Genomic DNA, 25,919 nt, shown 5'->3' on the forward strand with positions numbered 1-25,919 from the left:
GGTGTGATTGCTATGATGAATCGAATAAAACTGGTTATGGGCATTTCTCTTTTTACGTTTGCAGCGGGTGCCTCAGCCGTCGGCACCGGTGTGCAGGCAGAACCGGACTGGACGTTGCCTGTTCACGACGACAAGGTATTTGGTCAGATACTGTTTGATCGACTGGAATATCAGCGCGACGGTAATGACGAGATCGCCCTGTGGGATGCCCAGGCCTGGGTCGGCAAGGATCGCAAGCGGCTCTGGATAGAGACGGAGGGTGAGACGGATCTGTCCAGCGAAAGGGGCGACATTGAAAACTTTGATGTTCAGTACAGCTATCGTCTCGATCCCTTTTGGGACATTCAAACGGGGGTGGGTATTCAGTCGACCTTTGGTCCAGGTCCCGACAATGAGCGCTACTCGGCGATCATTGGGTTGCAGGGCCTCGCCCCCTATTGGTTTGAGGTAGATACCAACCTCAGGGTGACAGACGACGGCGATGCATCGTACGACCTTGAGGCTGAATATGACTGGTTGCTGACCCAAAGGCTCATTCTTCAAGGCCGCGGGGAAACCCTGATTGCATTCAGTGACGTAGAAGAATGGGGAGTGGGCACCGGGATCAACAATATTGGCCTTGGACTTCGGCTGAGATACGAGTTTTCGCGGGAGTTTGCACCCTACATCGGTGTTGCCTATACGCGCTACTTGGGTAATACCAAGGATCTTCGCGAAAGTGAAGGTGAGGATGTCGAGTCCTCAAGTTTTGTGGCCGGTGTTCGCTGGTGGTTTTAGAGCGCTTTCAAATCCGTTATGAGAGCTCGGCCAGGTACAACCAACTGGCCTTCGAGCCATGAATTGATCAGGCATGAACACGTGACTGGGACGAAAATATTCACGTCTGAAACACCGGCGCAAAGCCACCGCCAGGCGTGCGACAGTTGGTGGTTTGGCCTTGGCATACACGCGCAGTGGCAAGCAAACGTTTTCCTGCGTAGGTGTAAAGACGAATGTCGACCTTTCTCGTGGTTACGGTGTTATCAATTCTTATGATTTGCTCCCCCGCAGGAACGAAGTTCTGTGCGATGTAGTCGCTTGGAAGTATCGGATGGTCGTGATACGCAATGCTGATGATGTCAGCTGGGTGCTCTATCCCCGTCCAACTTGGTGGGCTCTAGCCGTTGCCCAGGAAACTTATCTTGCCGTTGGGGCACAGTGGTTGGGCGACGATGACAGCGAGTTGGGGAGACTGAAGCCCCTGGTCCTGTTGGAGGTGCAATGGTTTGTCTAAACATTTCGCGCAGGCCAGGGGCCGCAGCCGTGCTCGCTCTAATGGTCTGGAGCGTAAGCTTCTTTCTGCATTTTTTCTGGGAAATGGCACAAGTACCGTTTTTCGTTGGTATGGCCGAAGCGCGTCACTGGGATGTAGTCTGGCTCTGTACACGTGCGACCCTTGGAGACGCGAATATAGCTTTTGGTGCTTACACGATGGCGGCAGGTTTATCCAGGGATTGGTTTTGGGTGGCGAAATCCTGGAGCCGGTCGACTCTGTTGATCTATCTCTGTGTCGGGCTGATCGTGACGATCGTTTTTGAGTATTGGGCGACCGGAGACGGGCAGCGATGGAGCTACAGCGAACGGATGCCCGAACTTGCTGTGACCGGCACAGGAATATTGCCGCTCGTCCAGTGGGTAGTCTTGCCAATGTTGCTGGCCTATTCCACCAAATGGATGTTTCTTGGGTGGCTGGTTTTGAGGCGCACTGAACGCGAGTAGACCGTACAAAGCAACAACCACGTTCGTCTGGAACGTTTTCGAAAAGGTCAACGTCGGTGTCGTGACACGGGTCTATGAAGCGCTGCGCGCAGACACATAATCGAGACAGCGCTTGGCTAACTTGGAAAGGGTTTTTTACCGCTCATGATCTGCAGAACAAAGGTGCCGGATGCTGTAATTAACAGGAAGCCGTGAAAGGCCGCCATTGCGGTCATGAATCGAAGGTGTCCGTCAGGCATGAGGTCGCCCCGCCCGAGCGTCGTGAAGTTGACCAGCGAGAAGTAATAATAGTCCATGAAGATGAGGGCTCTGCCGTTACCAGATACAGACGACACAAGGTCGCCAATCTGCAGTTCATGTACGGCGACCCAGAAGCCTGCCGCATAGAGCAGCGCCTCGGACGTGTGGGCAAGCACGATCGCGGCGACCGCGATGGCAAGGCAGTGCCCCGGGTGGCGAGACGGCGTCACGAACTGTGACGCGAACCGCAGCGCGCCGTAATGCATCGCAGTACAGACGCCGATCAGGGCCGCCGCCAGTGCAATCGCCAAAATCATCGGTTGTCCGTAAGCGCCAATATGACATGCGGTATCTCCTTTGATAACGTCGGCAAACAACGTGCCTGCGCCGGAATGTTCCGGTAGGGTTCCAACGATTTTATGATCGAGGAGTCCTGCCGGTTTCAGTATAACAAGTATAGACACCCTTTTTCATAGATCAATCACCTGATGTGATGGGTTAGAGGTAGACAATCACACCTGAAACACAGGCGCGAAACCACCACCAGGCGTGCGAAAGTTGGTGGTCTGGCCCTGGTATACACGGGCTGCGGCGAGCAAACGTTTCCCCGCGTAGGTGTAAAGGCGAATGTCGACCTTTCTCGCGGTTAAGGTGCCGTCAATTCTCATGGTTCGTTCCCCCGCAGGAACGAAGTTCTGTGCAATATAGTCGCCTTTAAGAATGTTTTCGAAAACGCGCCGGGTCAACTTGCTGCCCCGGTAGACGCCTTTGCTGCCGTGACCAGCAACGGGCTTGAAGAACAGTTCACGCCGAGCACTCCACAGTTCTGCCGCGTCGCTTGCTTCAACCAGGCGGGTCTTGGGCACGGCACTCGCCAGATATCCGGCTTCAACTTCATTCAGCCCCCAGTCGCGCAGGGTCTGGGGGTCGGACAGTAGAATCAGGTTTCGTTTGTCGGCCATGAGCGCATGCACACGGGGGTTGGGGGTTACCACCACCGCGCCGTCGAGATACGCGCGCCTTAGCGCCTCATGAGTCGGGGCGTCCAGTGCGAAGTCCACCAGTCGGTTGTACACCATATCGATGCGTTTGCCCTTTGCGGTCAAGGCACCACCGACGTATTCAAGCTCTGACGGGTCGAGTATCAAGGTATCAATGCCTCTGGCCTGAAGTAGCTGTTGGGCCAGCTGGAATTCAGGGAACATGAACTGGGTCTCCGGGGCATCGTCCACAATGGCCAAGCGGCTGGGCATCGAGTCAGTGCGTTGCCTCTGCCACTCCTGTTGAAACATATCTAACACCGCGTCCTCAAACCCATCCAGCGCCTGCTTGGTCGCTGCGGTCTGTTGCGATGGGTCACAGCATCGATGTTGAGCCCGAGCCAGCACAACGTTGAGAAACGCACCGCCGGCATTGGTATTGATCTCAATCAGCTGAGGGCCGTCTGGGCCCAGGTGAAAGTCATAGCCCATGAAGGCCCCTATGGGGCCTGGATCGAAGCTGGCGATTTCCGGCGCCCAGGACAGTGCGCGCTCCCGATACAACGGAAGTTCGGTGGCTGATTCGATCGCCTGAACGATCCGTTCCATCGTCTCTACGTCGGTCTGGGGGATGAAAACGGGCGTGTTTGAAAAAAGATGCTGGAGTTCGGGAACCGCTGATAGATCGTTTCCAGCGCCCACAAATTGATTTTGGAGATTCTCGTTGAGAGCTTTGCGGTCAAGAGTGACGCAGTAGCACTGTCGGTTGAGCTGGTCTGCGCGAGTATTGGTGATTCGTTGGTTTTCCTGAGTCACGTCTTCCATTTGGAGCCCGTAGTGTAAGTAAGTTGTTCGGACTGTAGTTTCGGCCTTGATCCTCGTCAAACAAGTAGATATTTGGCAACTTTTTTCAGGTCTATTTCAGCTTCGTGTGTTGGACTGCTAGAACCCAACTTGCTCTAAACTGAACCATTTAAGATATATCGTACCTGTATTAGTTTGGAGAAAGTATTTTAGATTTTGGAGGATTTTTATGAGTTGGTTAACAAAAAACAAGTTCCTATCCCTCAAGGAGATTTGTCATGATCATCAATTATAGAAGCATATTTCGCCGAATTCCCCGCATCTTCTTTGCGGCCGTCTATATGGCCCTGATGTCTCTACCTGCAGGAGCAGCCGGGTACGACAATGCTCTGAAGGGCGTTAAAAACTATGACGCTGTTTACGAGGTGAGCCAAGGTGATCCCAAGGTCGTTAACCCCGTTTTCATGGTAATAAAGAACTCCTACGAAGCACCTGAAGTGCAGGCGCTTGCGAAAGATCCCAACATCGCCATCGTTTTTCACGGGCCGGTGGTGAAACTGCTCTCGACTGACAGCGCACCGTTTAATAAGGCAGAACTGGTCGAGGTACAGAAATTCCAGGCGACTCTTAAACAAATGAAGAAGGACGGGGTGACGCTGGAAGTTTGCCGTTTCGCTTTGAAAGGGATGGGTGTAGATGAGGCGACGATCATTCCGGAGATCGACCCGGTAGATAATGGTTTCGTCTCGGTCATCGGCTATCAGATGCAGGGGTACGCGGTTGTCCGAATCCCCTAAACAAAAAAAGTTGTTTCAGGCCTGTATCAGTTTTGTGTGTTGGACTGCCAGGTAATGGCCACGCACGGTCGGAACCCTTGCCAGCCGGGCGGGGAAATTGTACTGAAATCTTCCAATCTGAAAGGTGACGCGATGAAACATCATTTTTACAAACGTTGGCTTGTAGGGCTTGCCGCCAGTATTACGATGAGTTTGTCGCTGATGGCGGCTGCGGGTACTAGCCGGGCATTTGTTCCCATGGGGGTGGCCGATTCGGTGGGCGTTATTGATCTGGAAAGTCGTCAGATGACGTCGTCAATTGCCGGAACGGTGAATACCCATGGCTCCGCACTGACCCCAGACGGGCGGTACCTGATTGTAGGCAGTCTGACCGCCCATGAAAGCGAGGAGCCTGTCAGCCGGCCGGAAGGTGTAACCGAAGACGAACACGCCGCCCATCATGGCGGTGGCGCTGCTGCGACATCGGAAGAATCGAATGCCGGACTGCTCTATGTGGTGGACACTGAAACGAATGCGATTGTTCGCAAACTGGAGGTTCCAGGGCCGGTGCATCATGTTCTGGTGACCTCGGATGGTCGCTATGCCGTTTCCACCCACCCCATGGGTGGCGGTATCAGTGTTGTTGATCTGGATTCCGGAAAGGTGGTTAAAACGGTAGCAACGGGACCTGCCCCCAATTACATGGTGGAAACGGACGACGGTCAGTCGCTTCTGGTCAGCAATAGCGGTAATGACACAATCAGCGAAGTGGACACCGGGCACTGGTTCGTCAAGCGTAACCTTCGGGTTGGTGGTGGTCCGGAACATATGGTGCTCGCCCCCGACAACGAGCGGCTTTATGTCAACAATGTTACATCCGGCCAAGTTGTTGTCGTCGAGCTTTCGAGCGGCACGGTGGCGGCAACGTACGAAGTGGGGGAGGAACCTCATGGCGTTGGTTTGAGCGAAGACGGCCAGGTACTTTACGCAACCAGTAAGGGAAGTAATCGGGTCGTTCGGATTGATCTGGCCAGCGGAACGCGCCAAAGCGCGGCATTGGCGCCGGCACCTTATCACCTCGCTGTATCCCCCCGGAATGGCCAGCTGCTGATTACCAGTCGCACCAAGAGCAAGCTTTGGGTGCTCGACTCAGAGTCCCTCAAAGTGATTGATGAGATTCCGTTAGAAGGTATAGGCCATCAGATATCGATTAAGGGTAAAAAATAGCGCAATGGCAAACCAATCACTTTCATTACAGACCATCATCGGAATGGTGGTCGTTGCGATTCTTTGGGCCATCTGCTTTCCGTTCATAACGGTTGGTTTACCGGATGCGCCCCCCTTGCTGTTCGCGTCTATAAGAGCCCTTTTGGCGGGAGGGTGTTTAATTGTTGTAGGAATGAAAATGGGGCGAATGCCCCATTATTCGTTTCGGGGTTTGATGATGCTTGCGCTGATCGGTTTCAGTTACACCGGAATGGGGCTTGGCGGTATGTTCCTCGGAGCAAGTGATGTAGGGCCAGGGGTCGCAACTGTACTGGCGAATGCGCAACCTCTTTTCGCCGCGATACTGTCGCTTTTTGTGCTCAAGGAAGTCATTACTGTTCGTTTGTATTTGGGTTTGTTCATTGGCTTTGTCGGGGTCGTTATTCTCGCTCTACCCGGTTTTGACGTTGGTGCAGATCGTTCGATCGGCGCGCTCTATGTACTTGGCGGGGCCGTTGGGACGGCCATTGGGAATGTTCTGTTGAAACTTCAGGCCGGCGACGGGGATGTGTATTGGCCTATGGGGATCCAGCTCGTAATGGGGGCGGTATTTCTGTTTCTGGCTTCTTTGTTGGCGGGTGAAGGCTTTGAGGTTGACTGGACATGGTCATTTGCCGGCGCTGTCTTCGTGCTTGCAGTCCCCGCAACGGCGTTAATGGTAGTGCTCTGGTATGCACTTCTTGCCAGAGCACCGTTGAATAAGCTCAATCCTTTTACTTTTCTGACACCGATCTTTGGTTTACTTATCGGAACTCTATTTTTTGATGAGACATTCAGTACCGTGGAAATGACCGGAATTGCGATCACGGTTGTGGGGCTGCTGGTGATTATCATAGTTCCAAAGCAGGAAAGCGTATTGCTTGAGTCGTGAGGCAGCACGATACCCGCTGCGTGCTAACCGTGTTCCCCGCTCATTTCCGCTGATTGATACGAGCGGCAAAGAAGTTGTAGAGCGGGGCGAAAATTAACGCCACGTACCAGCCGTAGCCAAAGCTTTCTGCCAGACCCAGGAAAAAACTTGACCAGCTCAACCAAGTGACGCCAGGCAGCAGACGCAACCAGCTCTCATACATCGCGTGGTCTGGAAACAACAGGTCGAAACCGACGCAAAGAATGAAGGTCACGGCAAGGAACAGACCGAGGCTCATCCCGAAGGCGATCACGGGTATTCGAGGCACGGCCTGAACCGGTAGGGGTGTGCCACAGCGCAGCTTAGATTTGGTGTTCGAAACGGTCTCGGCGTCAGTCATGTTCGTTCTCCGATTGAGTGGACGGGTGTTTGGCATCATCACCGGAAAGGTATTGCTCGGGTGAGGCCTCGAAGCCTTCCCGGCAGTCACGCGAGCAAAAGTAGTAGACATGGCCGTCATGGACACTCGACTTTGCCTTTTCAGTGTCGACGGTCTTGCCACATACAGGATCCACGTCGTCGGCAGGCGGAATCCAGCGCAGACCATCGGTGGCCTGTCCCTTTGGCGCTCCCTCGCCATGCTTGGCCTTACCGTGCCCATGGCCCATTACGTGAGCACCACAGCCAAAACGCATCATCAGGAAGATGATTCCTGCCCAAAGCATGAAATACGCCAATTCGTTCATCATCTCTCTCCGTTAGTCAGAAACTCCCGGTACCGTTGATGACATTGCCCCCAAGCCTCCGCAGACAAAATTCGTGAAGCGCGAATAGAAGTGCGCTGATCTGCGACGAGTAGCTGTAGCGGCCCGCAAACATAATCCCTCGGACCCGCAAACATCTGGCTTCACCAGACCACATTCCGTGACAATGAGCGTTGAACCGGGACCATATTGCGTGCGAATGAGACCACAGGAACTGCCAATGAGACTGCAAACACCCGCTTCGGCCCACATTATTTGAGAATAAAGCCCTCGGCTAGATCGGCAGCCCGACATCCCGCATTTGCTCCATTAACTCATGTGCCCGTGTCGCCTCCATGTTCCCTGTTAAAAATCGCCTAACCTCCGCCGACCGCTGCAGCGAAGCGCTTGCCTGCGGCGCTTTCACAAAATAAACAATCGAAACAAATTGTTACACAGTTTCATTCAAGACTTACTATAATTTAGGCGGTCGCGCTAACGAGAATGCGGTAATTGATAAAGGAGAACACCGTGCAGAAAAACAGAACAATTTCCTTTGCCTGGGTTGTGGCTTGCGCCATTGCCTCGCCGTCGCTCATGGCAGCGACACCTGTTCCACTTTCACCGGCCCCAGAGGCGCTGTCCAAGGTCGAAGCGCCAGCGAACACAATCGACAAGGCTACCCAATTAGAAAAAAGCTACTACAATTTCGAAGGGGTGCCAGTCCGATCAGTTAATTCCCCCGAGCACCAACCTCGCGTTGGTAACTCACCGGCGACAGTCTCAAAAACTCAAGCAAAAGTAACGACCAACGCCATAACTCCGCTCTGTACAACGCTCAGCACGGATACCACGTATACATTGGACAGCACCGAGACGGGCGGTTCTTACTGCTATCACTTCGAGATAACGCAGCGCGCCAAAACCCAGGTGTTCTTGATCGGACAAAATGCCAATACGGACTTTGCGTTGACGCTGGTGAGACATGAGGCAGACGGTACGCTAACGTCACTGGGAACATCGGACCAACCCGGGAATGCCGATGAAGGACTCTTGGCACTCACCGAACCCGGTGACTACTACTGGTCAATGGACGCCAATGCTTCGGATGGTTCCGCCTTCCAGTTTGGCGCAATCGTAAATACTAATGCTGATACAAACGAACTCAATGACACCGTGGGGCTTTCCACAGCTTTTCCGGCGGGGCAGTCTAGCCTTGAGGGTAATATGGATAGCGCCCAAGACATCGACTATTTCCATTATGAGGCGACTGACGGTCAAGACCTGATGTTGCGACTGGACGATGAGTACGGTCAGGGTGAATGGAGCGCAGAGTATTTCACTGGCACAGCTTGGGTTACCTTCGCTGCAAATCAGACCTACACCTTCTCAGGCTTACCGACGCCGTTCACGCTGCATGTTCGAGTCTCCCCGAATCCTAGCGTTGCTGTGAACCCTGACCACTTCTTTGCATTAACCGCAGGTTCCCAAGTGACATCTTCGGATATGTCTGACGCCGATACCACCGAGAACATAGTCAGAATCGGATCGAGTGATTGGAGTCCTTTCCTGGTAACTCAAGTCCACAACGAAATGAACTGGCAGCTACGCGTGCTCGATTCAAACGGCAACCCAGTGCAGGGGGCCGTAGTGAATTTCCGGTACGCAACAGATAATATTCCCACACAGACCGATACAGCCATCAGTGGAGCCACGGGCATTGCCTCTGGAACGGTCAACCTCCCGGACTGCAGCGGCAAATATGGGGTAACTCACACTAGCGGTGGAAATACCTGGTTCACTAAGTTTGATGAAGGAGCCTGGGACATAAAAGTAGACGGCACCAATCCTGATGAAGTCGGGGTGGGGGGGCAGCACTATCCCAATGTTGCCATAGGCCACATCTGTAAGCAGACGCTTCAATAAGTGCATCACGGGCCCGGCCATGCCGGGCCCGTCTAGGTCTGAAAGCTATCAACCCTTATAGAGAAATGCCTCATCGGCTTTGGCGGCCACCTGATCTATTATCCCTCTACCCGCAAAAGAATATCGACTCTCGATATCGCTGGGATTAATTAGGCCTTTCGCGTATTTAGCGCCTGGCTGATAGTCCTCAATGAACGCGCGCAAATCTACGATATCCGCAAAATTGGACTGGTTAACATCAAACCGCCCGATGCTGCGGCTAAGGCCATTTGGACCGCGTTCAAGTTCAATCATTTCAATCACGGCATCGGCCACGGACTGCGCGGCAAATTCCACCCCGCGCTCTTTGAGCGTCCCGGCAATCTGAGAGCGTTCATCGCTAGTTAGTTCGTCAAAGCCTTCAATGACTGCAAGTTCGCCATCCTGGATGGAGAATCCCCAGTCCTTATTTTTAAGCTCGGGGGACAGACTTTCAATACCGGATTGATAGCCCAGTTCCAAGTCAACGGCGCGCTCCCCAATGCCAAAGGCAAAGAGATCCATTACGCGATTATAGCGGGCCGTCATCACTTCAGGATCCTCGATGTTCTTATCGATGACACCTTGTATGTTATAAGTGCCATGGTTGGCGGGAAGCACGGGATCGTCTTTATGATAGATCGCAGAAATAACCTCTTGTGCGATTTTTTCGCTAGGATTGACTTTGGCCTCCGTGACCCGGGCTGAGCCATTGTCAAAGATTTTTTGCTGTCCCTGAAGGGCGTTCAGTGTGTCGATTTTCATCCTTTGAATCTCCGAATGCCTTTGTTTTTTGTTTATCGGCAAACCTACCGGTAACTTTAGTGCAACAGGTAGGGAAGGTAACGCCCGAACGGCGGTTCTTAAATAGTCAGCGGCTTGTCGTCGGACAATTGTATTGTTTTTCGGCGCGATATTCTGAGTGAGTGCTCTCCTGTGCATCGCGACACCAATTCTTCTATTCCAGATCGGATGACAGCAATTTATGTCAGTTTGGACTACACCCTAAATGGACGTTAGGCATTGGGAAAGGTCACCGCATCGGTTATATCCGAGCCACCAGTCTCCTTACTAACTCTCATCGGCCAACAGTTGGGCACTGGGCCTGAGATTTGGCCGCGCTATGCCAAGAGGCCTGAAACGCGACGTGAACACTTGGCCGAATTGCAGGCCTGGTTGAACCTGTCTTCACTCAGCGGCGCTGATTACCGGCGGTTCATTGACTCGATCGTGGACCTGGCCCAACAAACGGATCGCGGCATCGTTTTGGCTGAAGCGCTGGTCAAGTTGCTTAGACAACAGCGCATCATTTTGCCGCCGCTGGATGTCATCGAACGCATGTGCAGCGAAGCGCTCACGCGCGGCACCCGGCACGTGCATGAAGCGTTAACCGCGCTACTGACCAATCAGCATCGCCGCGCCTTCGAGCAACTGCTGGCGATTCGCTTGGGGAGTTTGGTCAACGCCCATTCTCGCCAACCGTTCGCCACATACTGGGGTGATGGCACCACGTCATCATCGGATGGCCAGAACTTCAAAGCCAGCGGTCGCGTCAACGTAAAATACATTCGGACGCATTGGGATGAAATCCTTCGTTTGGCGGCATCAATCAAGCAAGGCACCGTGACTGCATCACTGATGCTGCGCAAGCTCGGGAGCTATCCGCGTCAGAACGGCCTCGCGATCGCATTGCGCGAGCGGACACAATCTCGTCGTCAGCGCCATTATCCTTTGGAATACGGTTTATATGGAGCGGGCTGTTCAAGCGCTGCGAAGACGGGCGGGATGTGGACGATACGCTTCTGCTGCGTCTTTCACCCTTGGGGTGGGAGCACATCAATCTGACCGGCGACTATATCTGGCAGCAGGACAAACAGGTCGAACAAGGAAAGTACCGACCATTACGGCTCCGGCAAGGGTCTTAGCGTACGATTTTTTCCGTTTCGTGAGTTGGTCCCATCATGGCGGTGGCGCTGCTGCGACATCGGAAGAATCGAATGCCGGACTGCTCTATGTGGTGGACACTGAAACGAATGCGATTGTTCGCAAACTGGAGGTTCCAGGGCCGGTGCATCATGTTCTGGTGACCTCGGATGGTCGCTATGTCGTTTCCACTCATCCCGTGGGTGGCGGTATCAGTGTTGTTGATCTGGATTCCGGAGAGCTGGTTAAAACGGTGGCGACAGGACCTGCCCCTAATTACATGGTGGAAACGGACGACGGTCAGTCTCTTCTGGTCAGCAATAGCGGTAATGACACAATCAGCGAAGTGGACACCGGGCACTGGTTCGTCAAGCGTAACCTTCGGGTTGGTGGTGGTCCGGAACATATGGTGCTCGCCCCCGACAACGAGCGGCTTTATGTCAACAATGTTACATCCGGCCAAGTTGTTGTCGTCGAGCTTTCGAGCGGCACGGTGGCGGCAACGTACGAAGTGGGGGAGGAACCTCATGGCGTTGGTTTGAGCGAAGACGGCCAGGTACTTTACGCAACCAGTAAGGGAAGTAATCGGGTCGTTCGGATTGATCTGGCCAGCGGAACGCGCCAAAGCGCGGCATTGGCGCCGGCACCTTATCACCTCGCTGTATCCCCCCGGAATGGCCAGCTGCTGATTACCAGTCGCACCAAGAGCAAGCTTTGGGTGCTCGACTCAGAGTCCCTCAAAGTGATTGATGAGATTCCGCTAGAAGGTATAGGTCATCAGATATCGATTAAGGCTTATTAAAGCCGTGCTCTTACGCTGTCGCCTATCCTGAATTCAGATAATAACCGCAGCACTTTGGCATGACGAGGTAGAAGCAGGAGGGTCGTTGCCGGTACCCTCATTCGCTTTACCGACCAAAGTTAAGAGAATCATGGGATACCCCGACAACTGACCCAGGCACAACGATACCAGATTTCGGCTCTATTGACCGTAGGCCGAAGCCAGCGCCAGATTGCAGACACGCTGGGCTGTCACAACACGACGATTAATCGAGAAATACGGCGCAATAGCGATGCGATGGGGTATGACCCCGATCAGGCTCATCGCCGTAGCGAACGGCGGCGCACGTCAGCCTACAAGGCGCATAAGTGAGCGTCATCACTGATTCATTGGGTCAGTGACCTGATCCGCAAGTACTGGAGTCCAGATCAAATCGCGGGCGTGATGGCGCGCATTGGCCGCCGCATTCGAGTCAGCCGCCAGTGGATCTACGCGCTGATTCAACGTAATCGGATGGCCGGCGGTGACCTTTGGACCTATTGTCGCCAGCCGAAGCGGCGCCGAGATCAACGTCAACAAGCGAAGTGTGCAGGTCTCGGCAAAATCCCGAACCGCACCGGGATCGAGCAGCGTCCGGCGGAGGTTGAAACCTGGCTTACAATCGGCCACTGGGAGGGTGACACCGTGCTCCACGGCCATAAGCAATCCGGCATTGCGACCTTGGTTGAGCGCCGAAGTGGCTACCTCCTAGCGGGTCAGCTACCGAAGGTAAAGGCCGTATTGACGTCCAATGCCATGATTCGTTTGCTGAGACCGATCAGAGGCGCCGTCAAGACGCTGACATTGGATAACGGCAGTGAGTTCGCCGATCACCAAAGAATGACTGAGGCGCTTAGTATGAAGGCCTACTTTTGTGATCCATACTGCTCTGGCCAGCGCGGCACCAATGAGAACACCAACGGGTTGATACGCCAGTACTACCCAAAGGGCACGGACTTCACGAAGGTCAGTCAGCGAGAGCTCAATCAGGTTGTTGAAGCGCTCAATAATCGCCCCAGAAAACGACTGGGGTATCGAACACCGGCAGAGATATTTTGGGGCGAGTACTCAGGCGCCCTCAAAACAAGTGGTGCTGCACTTATTACTTGAACTCAGGATTCAAGAGGGATCACTGATGGGCGGTTGGTTTAGAAACGTGAGGAAAAGTACATTGAGAGTATATTCAGAGACAAATATTAAGCCCCGTTCCGGGGAGCGTGGCTTAATATATTTTATGGTATCAGTGCTCATTGTATCTTAGGGCGTGGGTTTCAAATATTTTAGCTTGACGAATCCTTATGGTCCTTTAGTTCAGCTTTACTCATTTTCATGTGCATCTGTTTATGATGATTACTTAACGTCCTCGCATCCAATACGTTGTCAGCAGTTTTGTTTGGATAGCTTCGCGCCTCATTTATTCGATCTGCCAAACCAGAGTTGGCATTTGCGGCCATTGAGAACAAAACTGTAATTGCAGTCGCGATAATGATCTTTTTCATGTTGAACTCCTTGCTCTGAATTACTGTTAATCGCGTCGTAATTCAGTTTGGTTTCAGGTTTGTGTGTTTTACTGCTCGTTACTCGAGGTGCCGCTAGCGCGAAATAATAGTGCCAACGACCCTTGGGCTTTTGCGAGTTAATTTGACCGCAGGGGTTTACCCTGCGGTATTTTTTTGATCCTGCTCCAACGCTTGATGGAAGGCTCTACCTTTTTCCGTCATCATATCCCGCCGAGCTTCCATACCACCTTCAGACATTCCGTTGCGTGTCATTTCTCTATGAAGGCGTTGCATGTCTTTGTTCTTGAGCACCTCGGTCTGCGTCGCTTCTTTATCCATGCCGCTGTGCATCGAATTCATATTTTTGTGCATTGACGTCATATTGCTGTGCATTGAGCTCATATCGCCGTGCATCGAACCGCTGCTCTTAGTGTCTTGCTGCATGTTGCCGGCAAAGACTGCGGTAGATAAAGTGATTGCGGTTAAAAATACGATTGGTGTTTTCATAATGTACCTCCTGGTTGGTTGATGAAACGATTTAAACATCCCTTCCTGAACTCACCCTGAAAGAAGTAATAAAATAAACGTAATAATTTTTATTGATATTTATCAGTCATTAATAACGATTGACTCAGATCAAAATAACCTAATAGGTTATGAAATTTCAGCCTGAGTTCAGATAGCGCCTCTATGATTCTTCACTGCGGACTAATTCAGTGGAGAACAAAACGTGAGTGATTTTTTTCGTGTATGTAAAACAGCGGCAGTAGGCGCCTTGTTTCTGACGAGTCTTGGTATTTCTGCGGAACCGATACTTGCCCTTGAAGACGCCATTGATATTGCGATTCGAGAAGATCCCTGGTCAGCGCAAAGCATTCACCTGCAGAGCGCGCTTCTCGACGAGTCTGTTGCAGCAGGGGCCTTACCGGATCCACGTATTACGCTAGGCGCCGCAAACCTTCCCACAGATACATTCGATACCGGCCAGGAGGGCATGACGCAAGCCACTATTGGCCTCAGCCAGCGGTTTCCTCGTGGTGATAGTCGGTCTCTCGCCCGCGATAAAATGAAAGAGCTCGCGGAATCCCAGTCGTTTCAGCGGGAGAATCGACAGGAACGGGTGGTTAGATCGGTAACTTACCTGTGGCTTGAGCTTTGGAAAGCTCAAGAGAGTATTCGATTGATTGACAGCAACCGAGGGCTTTTTGAGCAGCTGGCAGATGTTGCTGAAGCCGGGTACACCTCAGCTGTGACCGGTTCACGGCAGCAGGACATCATCCGTGCGTCTCTGGAGTTGACTCGTCTTGATGATCGTTTAACGGGGCTGCACTCCCAGCTGGAAACAGCCCAAGAAGAGCTGGGAGAGTGGGTAGGTACTGATACGTTTCGTTTACGGGTAAGCGAACGTATCCCCCTGAATCTGCTAGCCAGGCTTATCGATACGCCGCCTTATACCAGCGACAACTCCGCAGTCACTCACTCTTCAATTCGCGCCACAGACCAGTTGATTGATGCCGGGTCTATCGATGTTGAGCTGGCTCGTCAGGCTTATAAGCCTGAATGGACTGTGTCCGCGCAGTATGGGTATCGGGATCAAGCCCCGAACGGGCAGGATCGGGCGGATCTCTTTTCAATCGGGATCGGGTTTGACCTGCCTTTTTTTACCGGCAATCGCCAAGACCGCACCGTGAGCGCGGCAATCGCGCGCGTGGAAGCGGCGAAGTCTGATCGGATGCTGCAGGTTCGGCGACTAAAAGCCGAAGCTCGCGCAGCGGCCGCCCGAATTAACCGGCTCGATGACCGCATCATGCTTTACCAACAGACGCTGCTTCCGCAAATAGCGGAGCAGGCCAATGCAGCGCTCTCAGCTTACAACAACGATGATGGCGATTTTGCCGAAGCCGTCCGTGCGCGCATCGCAGAGCTCAACGCACACGTCGACTATATACAGATGACGGCTGAACGAGCCAAAAATTGGGCGACCTTTCGTTATCTCACGGCTGGTACCTCTGGCTCCCCTTCGTTTTCACTGAACAATTTCCAGGATTAACACTCATGGCAAATGTTATGCGCCCATTGGGCTTTTTGTTGTTAGGTAGCGTAGCCGGAGCGGCAGCGACCTATTGGCTTGTCCCTGACACGACAAAGGACTCGTTGTCCGAGGCCACGAGCAGTGTCAGTAGGGAACCCTCGCATTGGGTAGCGCCCATGGATCCCAATTACAAAAGTGACAAACCGGGTAAATCACCCATGGGGATGGATCTGGTCCCTGTCTATGCAGAAAGTGGATCCGGTAAGGATGCGCCAGGAACGGTGCGCATATCACCGAGCGTGGTTAACAACCTGGGTGTGAGAACGGGCACGGTCGTCCAGGGGCGGCTGCCGAATAACATAACAACGGTGGGCTACGTTCAATACAACGAAGACGATATGGCCCATGTCCATCCACGGGTTGAAGGCTGGATCGAGACGCTCTATGTGAAGGCAGAGGGCGAACCGGTCGAGAAGGGCAAGCCACTGTATACACTCTACTCACCCACATTGGTTAATGCTCAGGATGAGTTAGTACTGGCTTTAAACCGAGATAATGAGCGCTTGATCAATGCCGCCAAGGAGCGACTCGCGGCTCTCAATGTGCCGGAAAGCGTCATACGTCAGCTAACCAAAACCCGCGAAACACAGCGCACGTTGACGGTGTATGCGCCTACCTCGGGTGTTATCAACAACCTCAACGTTCGTGAAGGCATGTTCATCAAACCCGGGGATCGAGTGCTCTCCATTGCAGCACTGGATGAGGTGTGGGTGATTGGGGAGGTATTTGAACGTCAGTTGTCTACCGTGGCATCCAAAAATCGAGTGGTTATGACTCTGGACTACATGCCCGGACGTCAATGGACGGGCGAAGTGGATTATGTGTACCCGGAAGTGAATCCCAAGACCCGTACGGCCCGGGTGAGAATGCGTTTTGACAACGCCGACGGCACCTTGCTGCCGGGCATGTTTGTAGCGTTAAACATTCAGGGGGCACGGGCAGACCGGCAGCTGCTGGTGCCTCGCGAATCGGTTATTCGAACGGGCCAGAGCGATCGACTGGTGCTTGCGTTGGATGGCGGGGCATTCAAATCCGTCAATGTGGATGTTGGACGGATGGGCGATCAGTACGCCGAGATTCTCGGAGGTGTCGTATCGGGCGATACGGTGGTTACATCCGCCCAGTTCTTGATTGATTCCGAATCCAGTAAGACCTCGGATTTTCAACGCATGTCGGCCATGCCCTCTGGTTCGATGGATCACGCAAAAATGGACCGTGGAGAAATGGATCATGAGGGGGTCAACTGATGATTACGTCTATTATTTATTGGTCCATTCGAAACCGTTTTCTGGTGTTGCTGGCGAGCTTATTAATAACAGGGCTGGGCCTGTACTCACTCAGTAAAACCCCGGTCGATGCGCTTCCGGATCTGTCCGATGTGCAAGTTATCATTAAAACCAGCTTCCCGGGACAAGCCCCACAAGTGGTAGAAGACCAAGTCACCTATCCGTTGACGACCGCCATGCTGTCGGTTCCCGGTGCGGAAACCGTGCGTGGCTATTCGTTTTTTGGCGACTCTTACGTTTACGTGATTTTCGATGAAGATACCGATATGTATTGGGCTCGTTCCAGAGTTCTGGAGTACCTATCCCAAGTGGCACCCAACCTGCCAGATTCAGCGCGGCCTCAATTGGGTCCGGACGCCACCGGTGTCGGCTGGGTTTATCTCTATGCGTTGGTTGATCGCACAGGGCAGAACGACCTGAGTCAGTTGCGCAGTCTCCAGGACTGGTTTCTCAAGTACGAATTACAAACCGTGCCCGGGGTATCGGAGGTGGCTGCGCTCGGCGGTATGGTGAAGCAATACCAGGTCAAGGTCAGCCCGGAAAAGCTCCGCGCCTTGGGAATCCCGCTGTCTCTTATCCAAACAGCGATTCAGCGGGGTAATCAGGAAGTCGGAGCTTCGGTCATCGAAATGGCCGAAGCGGAATACATGGTACGTACCTCCGGCTACATTGAATCCCGGGAAGACCTGATGGTGATTCCGCTGGGCCTGGATGTGAACGGCACACCGGTTCTGCTCAAAGATGTGGCCAGTGTAGAAGTCGGGCCACAGATGAGGCGCGGTATTGCCGAACTTAACGGGGAAGGGGAGGCCGTTGGTGGCATCGTGGTGATGCGCTTCGGTGAAAATGCCCAGGAAACAATTAACGGCGTGAAGGCCAAGCTGGGCGAATTGCAATCGAGCCTGCCCGATGGCGTTGAAGTGGTCACGGTTTACGATCGCTCGGGCCTGATTGAGCGCGCCGTCAACAATCTCTTTTTTAAGCTGCTGGAAGAGTTTCTGGTCGTCGGCCTGGTGTGTATGGTCTTTCTGTTTCACGTCCGCTCTTCGTTGGTGGCCATCATCAGCTTGCCTGTGGGCATTCTGGCTGCATTTACGGTCATGTACTGGCAAGGCATCAACGCCAACATTATGTCTCTCGGCGGTATCGCCATTGCTATCGGCGCCATGATCGATGGCGCCATCGTTATGATAGAAAACATGCACAAGCATATGGAGCGAACGCCGCTTACGCCTGAGAACCGATGGGAGATTGTCGCCAAGTCTGCATCTGAAGTCGGCCCGGCGCTGTTTTTCTCTCTGTTGATCATTACGGTCAGTTTTGTGCCGGTGTTTGCGCTTGAGGCGCAGGAGGGGCGAATGTTTGCGCCACTGGCGTTCACCAAAACCTACGCGATGGCGGCCAGTGCATTCCTTGCTGTGACGCTGGTTCCGGTACTGATGGGCTACTTTATCCGGGGCAAGGTGCTACCCGAGCATAAGAACCCCATAAACCGGGTGTTGGTCGGTGCCTATATACCGGTCTTGAAGTTGGTGCTCAGGTTTCCCATGTCGACGGTGCTGGCTGCCATACTGGTATTGGCTGTCGGCCTATGGCCCGCAACAAAAATCGGTAGTGAATTCATACCCCCGCTGGACGAAGGGGACTTGATGTACATGCCAACGACCTATCCTGGAATCTCAATCGGCAAAGCCCGTCAGTTACTTCAGCAGACGGACAAATTGATTGCGACGGTGCCAGAAGTGAAGACCGTGTTCGGCAAAGTAGGGCGCGCGGATACGGCCACCGATCCAGCACCTTTAACGATGATTGAAACCTTCATTCAGCTCAAACCCCGCGATCAATGGCGCGAGGGCATGACCACAGACAAGCTCAAAGAGGAACTCGACACACTGATTCAATTTCCTGGTGTCACCAATGCTTGGGTAATGCCGATCATCACCCGCATCGACATGCTGGCAACGGGTATCAAAACACCCGTAGGCATAAAAATAGCGGGCCCGGATCTTAAAACCATCCAGGGTGTTGGGAAACGCTTGGAGGGAATTCTGGCAGACGTACCCGGCACGGCGTCGGTTTATTCAGAACGAGTAGCAGGTGGTCGATATATCAAGGTGGATATCAATCGCGAACGCGCTGCGCGGTATGGGCTGAATATCGCTGACGTACAGCAAGTGATTGCCACAGCAATCGGTGGAATCAATGTCGCCGAAACCATCGAAGGCCTTGAGCGTTACCCCATTAACCTTCGTTATCCGGAAGACTACCGGGATTCTCCCGAAAAACTGGAACAGCTTCCCATCGTGACGACCACGGGCCAGAGGATTGCGCTGGCTGATGTCGCCGATATCCGGATAGAAGATGGGCCGCCGGCGATCAAAACTGAGAACGCTCGTCTTAACGGTTGGACCTTTGTGGATATCGAGGGTGTAGACGTGGGCACTTACGTTGAACAGGCGATGGCGATCGTGCAAGCAGAATTAGACCTGCCGGCGGGTTACTCCATCGCCTGGTCGGGCCAATATGAATACATGCTTCGCGCTAAAGAAAAGCTGACCTACGTGGTTCCGTTGACACTGGCGATTATCATTATCCTGCTGTTTCTGAACTTCAGGAACTTTACGGAGGTTGGCATCATCATGGGCACGCTTCCGTTCGCAATGATCGGAGCTGTTTGGCTGATGTATCTGTTGGGTTATAACTTCTCCGTCGCCGTTGGCGTTGGTTTCATTGCTTTGGCGGGTGTAGCCGTGGAGATCGGTGTCATCATGCTGGTGTACCTCAACCAGTCCTACCAGGCAATGCTAGAAACCTGCGAGCAGAAAGGCCTGACGCCAAGGCGGGAAACACTCCGTCATGCGGTGCTTCATGGTGCCGGTATGCGAGTGCGGCCAGTGATGATGACCGCGGCAGCCATCATCGGTGGCCTGGTTCCGATAATGGTCGGCACTGGAACAGGCTCTGAGGTGATGGGGCGAATTGCAGCGCCTATGGTGGGCGGCATGCTCACTGCGGTCATCTTGGCGCTATTGGTGATTCCGGTCTTGTTTTATTTATGGAGGCGCAAGCCGCTCTTAAGTTAGAGCGCTGCTTACCGCGCGCAATCAATGCAGCAGAGGCTGGTAGGGTCAACCTCCAGCCGCTTAGGGTTGATGGGCTCACCGCATTCCATACACTCCCCGTATTCATCGTTGTCGATGCGTTGCAGAGCGGCTTGGGTCAATCGTAACTGGTGTTCTGCACGTTGCTTACCAGCTTTCGCCATTGCCTGACTTTGCAGGGCATCCATCCGCGAGAGCCGACCGACGCTTTGCTGATCAAGGTGAACGGTTCCGCTTGTTTCATCACGAACTTCGCTGGTTGAGAGCAGATCTTCGCGAAGTTTCAACAGCAGCTGACGAAACGTTTCCAGTTCTTTCGGGGTCATTTTCTTACCTCTTGTTCTTTGGTGTCTTCTACAGTAGATCGGGACTAGTCTAGAGCTCAATCATATTTTGTACTGAATTTAACATAATATACATTATGCGCAGTATAGGTTGTGTGGACGAATCTGTTTATTCAGGAACCAGTAGTGCAAGATGCGCGTATAAGCGCCTCTTCCTAGTTGGTGCATTAAAGGAGCATCTCATAGCTATGCGTTATTTTGTGGCCCTCTCAATACTCTTACTCACAGGATGCGCATCCACGGGTAACGTTCCGCCTTCAGGAACCCAGTTCAGCCTAGACGGCTGCACTCCGTTTCTAAACTGTGTGTCGAGTACATCCACCGTTGGCCTCTACGCTGTGGAGCCTATCCGTTTAGCCGAACCTCTAGATCTTTCTTCTTGGGAGCTTATCAGAGCTACAGCGATGGAATTGCCTGGCGCTTCGCTCAACAGTGCTCGATTTGGATATGCGGACATCACCTGCCACAGCGCTTTGTTCGGTTTCCCCGACTATTTCGAACTGTTAGTTGATTCAGACAAACAACACCTGGACGTGAGATCTCAATCGCTCATTGGGTTCTACGATCTAGGCGTGAATCGACGCAGGGTCGAGTTACTGAGGAACCGCCTTATAGAACTCGGCATTGCCGTCGACTGATGTCGGTTACAATATGTCCAATATTTAGGAGTATTGGACATTTTAGGTACGGGAATATACCCTGCTTGTAAATCGCCAACCAATCAAGGTTCAACGTGTCCAGATCATTCACGGGTCATCCACTGTTCGATACGGCCATCTATCTAGAGGATCTTGCTGATTTTCATTGCCACCCCTCAATACCGCACTTCCTAGGCACACTTAACCCGGCAACCGACCTGCTACGCCAGGATTATGAAATTAGCCGCCAGTTTCTGCTTCGGTATTCCGATGTTGCCGGCACATTTATGCGATTTCGAAGCGAAGTTCAGCGATTTCTCAACTATTTGTGGGTAACGTCCGGGCGGACACTGTCGCAAACGGATTCCGATGTGGTTTCAGCCTACTTTAAAACCCTGAAAAACCCGCCCAAGTCCTGGATAAGCCGCGGCGTATTTGCGGCTTTTACAAATTCGGGCGCCTTGCGTGTGCCGAATCAAGCATGGCGGCCTTTTGCCTTGCGTTCGAAGGAGGACAACCCAACCTACAGCGCCAGCCAAGCCAGTTTGAATGCTAGTCGAACGGCCTTACAAACCTTCTTCAAGTTCCTGGTTTCACAGCAATACCTGTTATCGAACCCGCTTGATGAAGTACGCAAGCGTGATCGTAAAGCAAAGCCACAGCTATCTAGCGACGTCGAAGCCGATGTTCGCCGCCTGACAGACTGGCAATGGGCCTATCTGCTAGAAACCCTAACGGAAGCTGCAGCGCTGAGCCCCAAGTATGAACGTCACCTCTTTGTTGTCGTCACCATGAAGTCACTGTTTTTACGCGTCGGAGAGCTGGCTCCACGGCCACTGGAAGATGGTGCCGAGCGCATTCCGGTGTTCGGAGATTTCCGGCGCAAAGTGATTCAGGGTGAAGAATATTGGTCGTATTTTGTATTTGGCAAAGGCGACAAGGCACGCTCTGTAACCCTTCCTGATGCCTACCTGCCCTACCTCCGGCGCTGGCGTACGCATCTTGGTTTGCCCGGAACCATGCCGGACCAAAACGAACGCAACCCGGTTATTCCCTCTAGCCATGGCAATGCACTCGGCAAACGACAGGTTCAGCGAATCTACGAACAGGCAGTGATTTTAACTGCGGGTCGAATGCGGGATCAGGGCTTTATAGAAGAGGCCAGCCAGTTTGAAGCGATCAAATCCGAAACCCACTATCTGCGCCATACTGGAGCCAGCCAGGCAATCGAGTCTGGTGCGGATATTCGTCATATTAGTGAAGAACTGGGACATGCCAGCGCGGCTTTTACAGAGTCTGTATACGTGAACTCAGATCAGGCGCGAAAACGCTTTGAAGGGCGGGAACGAAAAATATAGGTACTTGCTGCGTACGATTATTGCAATCTTAACCGGCGCCTGGCGGTACTAAGCGCCGTAAATGTTTTATCGCAATGGGGTCGCCTTGTTGTGCTGCGAGACGATACCAACGAGTCGCTAAAGCAATATCCGCCTCAATACCCGAGCCATTTTCGTAAAGCTCGCCCAGACTGCGCTGTGCCAAAGCAAAATCTTGTTGCGCGGCAAGCTGCATCCAATAAAAACCGTTGGCCTCATCTTTAGGCACGCCACGACCGCGCAGATAGCGCATTGCCAGTAAACGTTGCGCGCGTGCGATGCCCAGTCGAGCATCGGTTTGTATTGCCACCAACGACTCTTTCCACCTCAAAAACGCCTTTTCTTCGTAGAATTCATCAACCATATCCTTGCCTCGGCTCCGGAACGCCCATAGGGGCTCCTTATGTGTGGCTTGATTATAGTTAGTAGTCTGCATGGTTAAGTTCCTTCTGTCTGTATTGCACGTTTCACTCTCGCCAGATAAGATAGTAATCAATTACTACCTTTTGTGGAGCGCTATCGTGAACAAACGCCCAAAGAACCTTTCAGCCGATGCGCGCCGATCCGCTACCGTCGAATCTGTGATTCAGCTTGCTGGTTCGCAAAACCCTAGCGAGATAACAACGGCCGCTATCGCTAAGCACATGAATTTGACCCAAGGTGCGCTATTTCGCCATTTCCCGAACAAAGAGGCCATTTGGGAGGCCGTCATGGGATGGGTGGCGGAGCGCTTGCTGGATCGGATTGACCGCTCTGCGCAGGGCATTGAATCGCCTTTGGCAGCCATGGAGGCGATATTCATGACCCATGTCGAATTCGTGGCGGATCACCCTGGCGTACCTCGGATGATGTTTGGCGAACTTCAGCGTGCAGAATCAACGCCGGCCAAGCGCATGGTGCAGACCCTGCTTCAACGCTATGGGCAACGTCTGAATCAGCTGATTGATGATGGGAAATCGCGAGGTGAACTGAGTTCCACTCTGGATAACGACGCGGCGAGCACGCTTTTCATTGGCACGATCCAAGGTCTGATTATGCAATCGCTATTGAGTGGCGATGTGCAACGCATACGCCACGATGCCCCGCGGGTATTTGCGATTTATCGCCGTGGTATCGGGAGTAATTTATGAAGTACTTGCCTCTTCAGGGCCGTACTTTGGCGCTCCTGGCCGTTATCGTTCCTTTGCTTGTACTGTTCGTCTATGTTGGCCTGCGCTCCGGTCCACTGGCTCCCGTTGCTGTGACGGTCGTGACCGTGGAATCGCGTGCGCTCACGCCGGCGCTGTTCGGTATTGGCACGGTGGAAGCGCGTTACACCTACAAGATCGGGCCAACGTTCGCCGGGCGTGTCAAACGTCTGGAGGTGCATGTAGGCGACCAAGTCAAGGCCGGACAGGTTCTGGGCGAGATGGATCCGGTCGATCTTGATGACAAACTGCGTTCGCAGGAAGCGGCCTTCAGGCGGGCGCAAGCTGCATTGCGCGAGGCAGAGGCTCGGCAAACCTTTGCACAGACCCAGGCGGGCCGCTATAGAAAGTTGTTCGCTGCGGGATCGACAAGCAATGAAGCTCTCAACACCAAACAACAGGAATTGGATGTAGCCGCGGCCGGCTTATCCGCTGCGCAGGAGGACCTCGCACGTGTTCGGTCAGATCAAGAGGCTCTGGTGACTCAGCAGAAAAATCTACGGTTGATCGCACCCCACGATGGCGTGGTCGCCTCGCGAGACGCAGAGCCGGGCACGACGGTCGTCGCCGGCCAGGCTGTGCTGGAACTCATCGATCCCGAGAGTTTGTGGGTCAATGTGCGCTTCGACCAGGTCAGCGCAGCGGGACTGGCTAAAGAGTTACCTGCTCATATTGTTTTGCGTTCACGTAGCGGCCAAACGCTGAATGGTAGTGTGTTGCGAATCGAACTGAAAGCCGACGCGGTGACCGAGGAAATGCTCGCCAAAGTGGTCTTCGATGAACTACCTCGGCCTCTGCCGCCGCTAGGTGAGCTGGCCGAAGTTACGGTTGATCTCCCTGCCCTTCCCTACGCGCCGACCATTTCCAACGCTGCGATTCGACGGGATGGCAATAGCGTAGGCGTTTGGCAAATCGTTGACGATGAGTTGCGTTTAACTCCGGTCACCTTGGGTGTCGCGGATCTGGATGGCTCTATACAGGTACAAAAGGGAATCAAGGAAGGAGACCGAATCGTGCTTTACAGCGAACAGGCGCTGACATCGAGCAGTCGCATAGATGTGGTTGACCACATTCCAGGGGTGTCCAGATGATTAGCCTGGCCGGCCGCGACATTCTTCAAGCCTGGGGGAAATTCGTTTTTACCGGTGTGGGTCTCGGGCTGTTGATCGGCGTGACGCTCTCCATGGCCGGAATCTATCGTGGCATGATAGATGACGCCAAAGTGTTGCTGGACAACAGCAGTGCAGATCTCTGGGTAGTGCAAAAGGATACCTTGGGACCCTATGCTGAACCGTCCAGTATTTACCAGGATACCTGGCGCGGCATCCGTGGCATGACTGGTGTGGCGCGAACCGCCAATGTTACCTACCTCACTATGCAGGTGCGCCAGGGCCAGCGCGATGTGCGGGCAATGATTGCCGGAATAACGGCTGGCGAACCCGGCACGCCAGGCTGGCCCCCGTATCTGGTTGCCGGCCGTCAGATCACCCGTAGCCATTATGAAGCCGTCGCCGACATCGCAAGCGGTTTCAAGCTTGGTGATCGCCTGCAGATACGCCGCAACCAATATACGGTAGTCGGCCTGACCCGTCGCATGGTCTCCTCCGGTGGCGACCCCATGATTTTTATTCCGTTAAAAGATGCGCAAGAAGCGCAGTTTCTGAAAGACAACGACGCCATCTTGCAAAGCCGGCGTCGAACCGAGGCTAATCCGGCATTTAATAAGCCTGGCAATCCGGGCTTACTTGATGCCGTTATTCATTCGCAAACCACCAACACCTATGTCAATGCGGTTTTGGTGCAGATAAAAAACGGCTATAGCCACGAGGATGTAGCCGAATCCATCCGCCGCTGGAAACGTCTGACGGTCTACACCCGTGCACAAATGGAAGAGATCCTTGTAGGCAAGTTGATCGCCACCTCGGCAAAACAGATTGGTATGTTTCTGGTGATTCTTTCGATGGTCAGTGCGGCGATCGTGGCTTTTATTATTTACACACTGACACTCGGCAAAATCCGCGAGATCGCGGTGCTCAAACTGATCGGCACCCGAAACCGCACTATCGCCGGCATGATCCTGCAGCAGGCGATTGCGCTGGGAGTCATCGGGTTTGTAGTTGGGAAAATAGTCGCCACCCTGTTTATGGCGCCGATATTTCCCAAATATGTATTGCTCGAACCCCTTGATTCAATATTCGGGTTCATTGCGGTTATTTTGATCTGTGTATTGTCGAGCGTTATCGCCATTTATGCAGCACTAAAGGTCGATCCGGCCGAAGCGATTGGGTGACA

27 protein-coding genes and 2 pseudogenes are annotated in these 25,919 nt (G+C 53.2%); 20 read left to right on the forward strand and 9 right to left on the reverse strand.

Features of this window, described 5'->3' with window-relative positions:
- Window positions 1-12: 12 nt before the first annotated feature.
- The 3 genes from CPH80_RS05090 to CPH80_RS05100 all read left to right on the forward strand — a co-directional run bounded on the left by CPH80_RS05090 (window position 13) and on the right by CPH80_RS05100 (window position 1,758).
- The gene (locus tag CPH80_RS05090) at window positions 13-777 is read left to right on the forward strand and encodes a copper resistance protein B (RefSeq protein ID WP_096275904.1); all 765 of its coding nucleotides are present in this window, start codon (window positions 13-15) and stop codon (window positions 775-777) included.
- A 160-nt stretch (window positions 778-937) separates the two neighbouring features.
- On the forward strand, window positions 938-1,273 hold the full coding sequence (locus CPH80_RS21835) for a hypothetical protein (protein ID WP_172898585.1): 336 nt from the start codon (window positions 938-940) through the stop codon (window positions 1,271-1,273).
- Window positions 1,274-1,302: 29 nt separating this feature from the next.
- The gene (locus tag CPH80_RS05100; RefSeq protein ID WP_227520358.1) at window positions 1,303-1,758 is read left to right on the forward strand and encodes a hypothetical protein; all 456 of its coding nucleotides are present in this window, start codon (window positions 1,303-1,305) and stop codon (window positions 1,756-1,758) included.
- Window positions 1,759-1,874: 116 nt separating this feature from the next.
- On the opposite strand, the gene CPH80_RS05105 is transcribed toward CPH80_RS05100, so the two are convergent.
- Together CPH80_RS05105 and CPH80_RS05110 are read right to left on the reverse strand one after the other, a co-directional pair.
- Window positions 1,875-2,462, reverse strand: a complete 588-nt coding sequence (locus CPH80_RS05105; RefSeq protein WP_197703610.1) for an ion channel — start codon at window positions 2,460-2,462, stop codon at window positions 1,875-1,877.
- Window positions 2,463-2,510: 48 nt separating this feature from the next.
- On the reverse strand, window positions 2,511-3,803 hold the full coding sequence (locus CPH80_RS05110; RefSeq protein WP_096275907.1) for a hypothetical protein: 1,293 nt from the start codon (window positions 3,801-3,803) through the stop codon (window positions 2,511-2,513).
- A 257-nt stretch (window positions 3,804-4,060) separates the two neighbouring features.
- Here CPH80_RS05110 and CPH80_RS05115 point away from each other — a divergent pair, with 257 nt between their 5' ends.
- The 3 genes from CPH80_RS05115 to CPH80_RS05125 all read left to right on the forward strand — a co-directional run bounded on the left by CPH80_RS05115 (window position 4,061) and on the right by CPH80_RS05125 (window position 6,695).
- On the forward strand, window positions 4,061-4,579 hold the full coding sequence (locus CPH80_RS05115) for a DsrE family protein (RefSeq protein ID WP_096275908.1): 519 nt from the start codon (window positions 4,061-4,063) through the stop codon (window positions 4,577-4,579).
- Window positions 4,580-4,711: 132 nt separating this feature from the next.
- Window positions 4,712-5,785 carry a YncE family protein gene (locus CPH80_RS05120; protein WP_096281420.1) on the forward strand — a complete coding sequence of 358 codons (1,074 nt, stop codon included), beginning with the start codon at window positions 4,712-4,714 and terminating at the stop codon, window positions 5,783-5,785.
- 4 nt (window positions 5,786-5,789) lie between these two features.
- Entirely contained in the window at window positions 5,790-6,695 is a 906-nt protein-coding gene (locus CPH80_RS05125; RefSeq protein ID WP_096275909.1) for a DMT family transporter, read from the forward strand.
- 40 nt (window positions 6,696-6,735) lie between these two features.
- Here CPH80_RS05125 and CPH80_RS05130 read toward each other — a convergent pair whose 3' ends face one another.
- Complete coding sequence (locus CPH80_RS05130; protein ID WP_096275910.1) at window positions 6,736-7,074, reverse strand: DUF5676 family membrane protein; 339 nt, start codon at window positions 7,072-7,074, stop codon at window positions 6,736-6,738.
- On the reverse strand, window positions 7,067-7,399 hold the full coding sequence (locus CPH80_RS05135) for a YHS domain-containing protein (RefSeq protein WP_227520360.1): 333 nt from the start codon (window positions 7,397-7,399) through the stop codon (window positions 7,067-7,069). Before CPH80_RS05135 ends, CPH80_RS05130 begins: the two co-directional genes overlap by 8 nt.
- Window positions 7,400-7,948: 549 nt before the next feature.
- Between CPH80_RS05135 and CPH80_RS05140 the strand changes: the two genes are divergently transcribed.
- Window positions 7,949-9,343: an Ig-like domain-containing protein gene (locus tag CPH80_RS05140; RefSeq protein WP_143752964.1), complete on the forward strand. Its 1,395-nt coding sequence runs from the start codon at window positions 7,949-7,951 to the stop codon at window positions 9,341-9,343.
- A gap of 48 nt (window positions 9,344-9,391) precedes the next feature.
- On the opposite strand, the gene CPH80_RS05145 is transcribed toward CPH80_RS05140, so the two are convergent.
- Window positions 9,392-10,126, reverse strand: a complete 735-nt coding sequence (locus CPH80_RS05145; protein ID WP_096275913.1) for a hypothetical protein — start codon at window positions 10,124-10,126, stop codon at window positions 9,392-9,394.
- Window positions 10,127-10,384: 258 nt separating this feature from the next.
- Between CPH80_RS05145 and CPH80_RS23270 the strand changes: the two are divergent.
- The 5 genes and pseudogenes from CPH80_RS23270 to CPH80_RS05165 all read left to right on the forward strand — a co-directional run.
- A pseudogene (locus tag CPH80_RS23270) lies at window positions 10,385-10,702 on the forward strand (DUF4158 domain-containing protein); the annotation flags it as partial.
- Window positions 10,703-10,807: 105 nt separating this feature from the next.
- Window positions 10,808-11,286 (forward strand): annotated as a pseudogene (locus CPH80_RS23275) (Tn3 family transposase); the annotation flags it as partial.
- Window positions 11,287-11,306: 20 nt separating this feature from the next.
- Entirely contained in the window at window positions 11,307-12,086 is a 780-nt protein-coding gene (locus CPH80_RS05160; protein ID WP_227520361.1) for a YncE family protein, read from the forward strand.
- 147 nt (window positions 12,087-12,233) lie between these two features.
- On the forward strand, window positions 12,234-12,437 hold the full coding sequence (locus CPH80_RS21545) for a helix-turn-helix domain-containing protein (RefSeq protein WP_227520447.1): 204 nt from the start codon (window positions 12,234-12,236) through the stop codon (window positions 12,435-12,437).
- A gap of 12 nt (window positions 12,438-12,449) precedes the next feature.
- Window positions 12,450-13,214, forward strand: coding sequence for an IS30 family transposase (locus CPH80_RS05165; protein WP_227520448.1), 765 nt, complete (start codon window positions 12,450-12,452; stop codon window positions 13,212-13,214).
- Between the two features lie 170 nt (window positions 13,215-13,384).
- On the opposite strand, the gene CPH80_RS05170 is transcribed toward CPH80_RS05165, so the two are convergent.
- A complete protein-coding gene (locus CPH80_RS05170; RefSeq protein ID WP_096275914.1) occupies window positions 13,385-13,603 on the reverse strand; it encodes a hypothetical protein in 219 nt (72 codons plus the stop codon).
- A 156-nt stretch (window positions 13,604-13,759) separates the two neighbouring features.
- Window positions 13,760-14,110 (reverse strand): hypothetical protein, encoded by a 351-nt coding sequence (locus CPH80_RS05175; protein WP_096275915.1) that lies wholly within the window; start codon window positions 14,108-14,110, stop codon window positions 13,760-13,762.
- Window positions 14,111-14,333: 223 nt separating this feature from the next.
- Here CPH80_RS05175 and CPH80_RS05180 point away from each other — a divergent pair, with 223 nt between their 5' ends.
- The 3 genes from CPH80_RS05180 to CPH80_RS05190 are packed head-to-tail and all read left to right on the forward strand — an operon-like array spanning window position 14,334 to window position 20,064.
- Window positions 14,334-15,653, forward strand: a complete 1,320-nt coding sequence (locus CPH80_RS05180; protein WP_096275916.1) for a TolC family protein — start codon at window positions 14,334-14,336, stop codon at window positions 15,651-15,653.
- Window positions 15,654-15,658: 5 nt separating this feature from the next.
- Window positions 15,659-16,942: an efflux RND transporter periplasmic adaptor subunit gene (locus CPH80_RS05185; protein ID WP_096275917.1), complete on the forward strand. Its 1,284-nt coding sequence runs from the start codon at window positions 15,659-15,661 to the stop codon at window positions 16,940-16,942.
- On the forward strand, window positions 16,942-20,064 hold the full coding sequence (locus CPH80_RS05190) for an efflux RND transporter permease subunit (RefSeq protein ID WP_096275918.1): 3,123 nt from the start codon (window positions 16,942-16,944) through the stop codon (window positions 20,062-20,064). The genes CPH80_RS05185 and CPH80_RS05190 overlap by 1 nt, the downstream gene beginning before the upstream one ends.
- 8 nt (window positions 20,065-20,072) lie before the next feature.
- Here the strand turns inward: CPH80_RS05190 and CPH80_RS05195 are convergent, their stop codons facing one another.
- Window positions 20,073-20,408, reverse strand: coding sequence for a TraR/DksA family transcriptional regulator (locus CPH80_RS05195; RefSeq protein ID WP_096275919.1), 336 nt, complete (start codon window positions 20,406-20,408; stop codon window positions 20,073-20,075).
- A 206-nt stretch (window positions 20,409-20,614) separates the two neighbouring features.
- Here CPH80_RS05195 and CPH80_RS05200 point away from each other — a divergent pair, with 206 nt between their 5' ends.
- Window positions 20,615-21,064 (forward strand): DUF1499 domain-containing protein, encoded by a 450-nt coding sequence (locus tag CPH80_RS05200; RefSeq protein WP_096275920.1) that lies wholly within the window; start codon window positions 20,615-20,617, stop codon window positions 21,062-21,064.
- 95 nt (window positions 21,065-21,159) lie between these two features.
- Window positions 21,160-22,422: a tyrosine-type recombinase/integrase gene (locus tag CPH80_RS05205; protein ID WP_096275921.1), complete on the forward strand. Its 1,263-nt coding sequence runs from the start codon at window positions 21,160-21,162 to the stop codon at window positions 22,420-22,422.
- A gap of 28 nt (window positions 22,423-22,450) precedes the next feature.
- Here the strand turns inward: CPH80_RS05205 and CPH80_RS05210 are convergent, their stop codons facing one another.
- Window positions 22,451-22,804, reverse strand: a complete 354-nt coding sequence (locus CPH80_RS05210; RefSeq protein ID WP_096281422.1) for a tetratricopeptide repeat protein — start codon at window positions 22,802-22,804, stop codon at window positions 22,451-22,453.
- Window positions 22,805-22,961: 157 nt separating this feature from the next.
- On the opposite strand from CPH80_RS05210, the gene CPH80_RS05215 reads away from it, so the two are divergent.
- The 3 genes from CPH80_RS05215 to CPH80_RS05225 are packed head-to-tail and all read left to right on the forward strand — an operon-like array spanning window position 22,962 to window position 25,917.
- Entirely contained in the window at window positions 22,962-23,570 is a 609-nt protein-coding gene (locus tag CPH80_RS05215; RefSeq protein WP_096275922.1) for a TetR/AcrR family transcriptional regulator, read from the forward strand.
- Window positions 23,567-24,718 (forward strand): efflux RND transporter periplasmic adaptor subunit, encoded by a 1,152-nt coding sequence (locus CPH80_RS05220; RefSeq protein WP_096275923.1) that lies wholly within the window; start codon window positions 23,567-23,569, stop codon window positions 24,716-24,718. Before CPH80_RS05215 ends, CPH80_RS05220 begins: the two co-directional genes overlap by 4 nt.
- Complete coding sequence (locus CPH80_RS05225) at window positions 24,715-25,917, forward strand: ABC transporter permease (protein WP_096275924.1); 1,203 nt, start codon at window positions 24,715-24,717, stop codon at window positions 25,915-25,917. Before CPH80_RS05220 ends, CPH80_RS05225 begins: the two co-directional genes overlap by 4 nt.
- Window positions 25,918-25,919: the final 2 nt, after the last annotated feature.

It is taken from the genome of Marinobacter sp. LV10R510-11A (genome assembly GCF_900215155.1).
Lineage (GTDB): Bacteria > Pseudomonadota > Gammaproteobacteria > Pseudomonadales > Oleiphilaceae > Marinobacter.

Bases quoted from the DNA above. Each gene is read 5' to 3' on its own strand.
- CPH80_RS05110 (WP_096275907.1), bottom strand. From the start codon at position 3,803: ATGGAAGACGTGACTCAGGAAAACCAACGAATCACCAATACTCGCGCA.
- CPH80_RS05220 (WP_096275923.1), top strand. From the start codon at position 23,567: ATGAAGTACTTGCCTCTTCAGGGCCGTACTTTGGCGCTCCTGGCCGTT.
- CPH80_RS05115 (WP_096275908.1), top strand. From the start codon at position 4,061: ATGATCATCAATTATAGAAGCATATTTCGCCGAATTCCCCGCATCTTC.
- CPH80_RS05195 (WP_096275919.1), bottom strand. From the start codon at position 20,408: ATGACCCCGAAAGAACTGGAAACGTTTCGTCAGCTGCTGTTGAAACTT.
- CPH80_RS05170 (WP_096275914.1), bottom strand. From the start codon at position 13,603: ATGAAAAAGATCATTATCGCGACTGCAATTACAGTTTTGTTCTCAATG.
- CPH80_RS05120 (WP_096281420.1), top strand. From the start codon at position 4,712: ATGAAACATCATTTTTACAAACGTTGGCTTGTAGGGCTTGCCGCCAGT.
- CPH80_RS05125 (WP_096275909.1), top strand. From the start codon at position 5,790: ATGGCAAACCAATCACTTTCATTACAGACCATCATCGGAATGGTGGTC.
- CPH80_RS05225 (WP_096275924.1), top strand. From the start codon at position 24,715: ATGATTAGCCTGGCCGGCCGCGACATTCTTCAAGCCTGGGGGAAATTC.
- CPH80_RS05185 (WP_096275917.1), top strand. From the start codon at position 15,659: ATGGCAAATGTTATGCGCCCATTGGGCTTTTTGTTGTTAGGTAGCGTA.
- CPH80_RS05200 (WP_096275920.1), top strand. From the start codon at position 20,615: ATGCGTTATTTTGTGGCCCTCTCAATACTCTTACTCACAGGATGCGCA.
- CPH80_RS05190 (WP_096275918.1), top strand. From the start codon at position 16,942: ATGATTACGTCTATTATTTATTGGTCCATTCGAAACCGTTTTCTGGTG.
- CPH80_RS05210 (WP_096281422.1), bottom strand. From the start codon at position 22,804: ATGGTTGATGAATTCTACGAAGAAAAGGCGTTTTTGAGGTGGAAAGAG.
- CPH80_RS05135 (WP_227520360.1), bottom strand. From the start codon at position 7,399: ATGCTTTGGGCAGGAATCATCTTCCTGATGATGCGTTTTGGCTGTGGT.
- CPH80_RS05175 (WP_096275915.1), bottom strand. From the start codon at position 14,110: ATGAAAACACCAATCGTATTTTTAACCGCAATCACTTTATCTACCGCA.
- CPH80_RS05090 (WP_096275904.1), top strand. From the start codon at position 13: ATGATGAATCGAATAAAACTGGTTATGGGCATTTCTCTTTTTACGTTT.
- CPH80_RS05130 (WP_096275910.1), bottom strand. From the start codon at position 7,074: ATGACTGACGCCGAGACCGTTTCGAACACCAAATCTAAGCTGCGCTGT.
- CPH80_RS05145 (WP_096275913.1), bottom strand. From the start codon at position 10,126: ATGAAAATCGACACACTGAACGCCCTTCAGGGACAGCAAAAAATCTTT.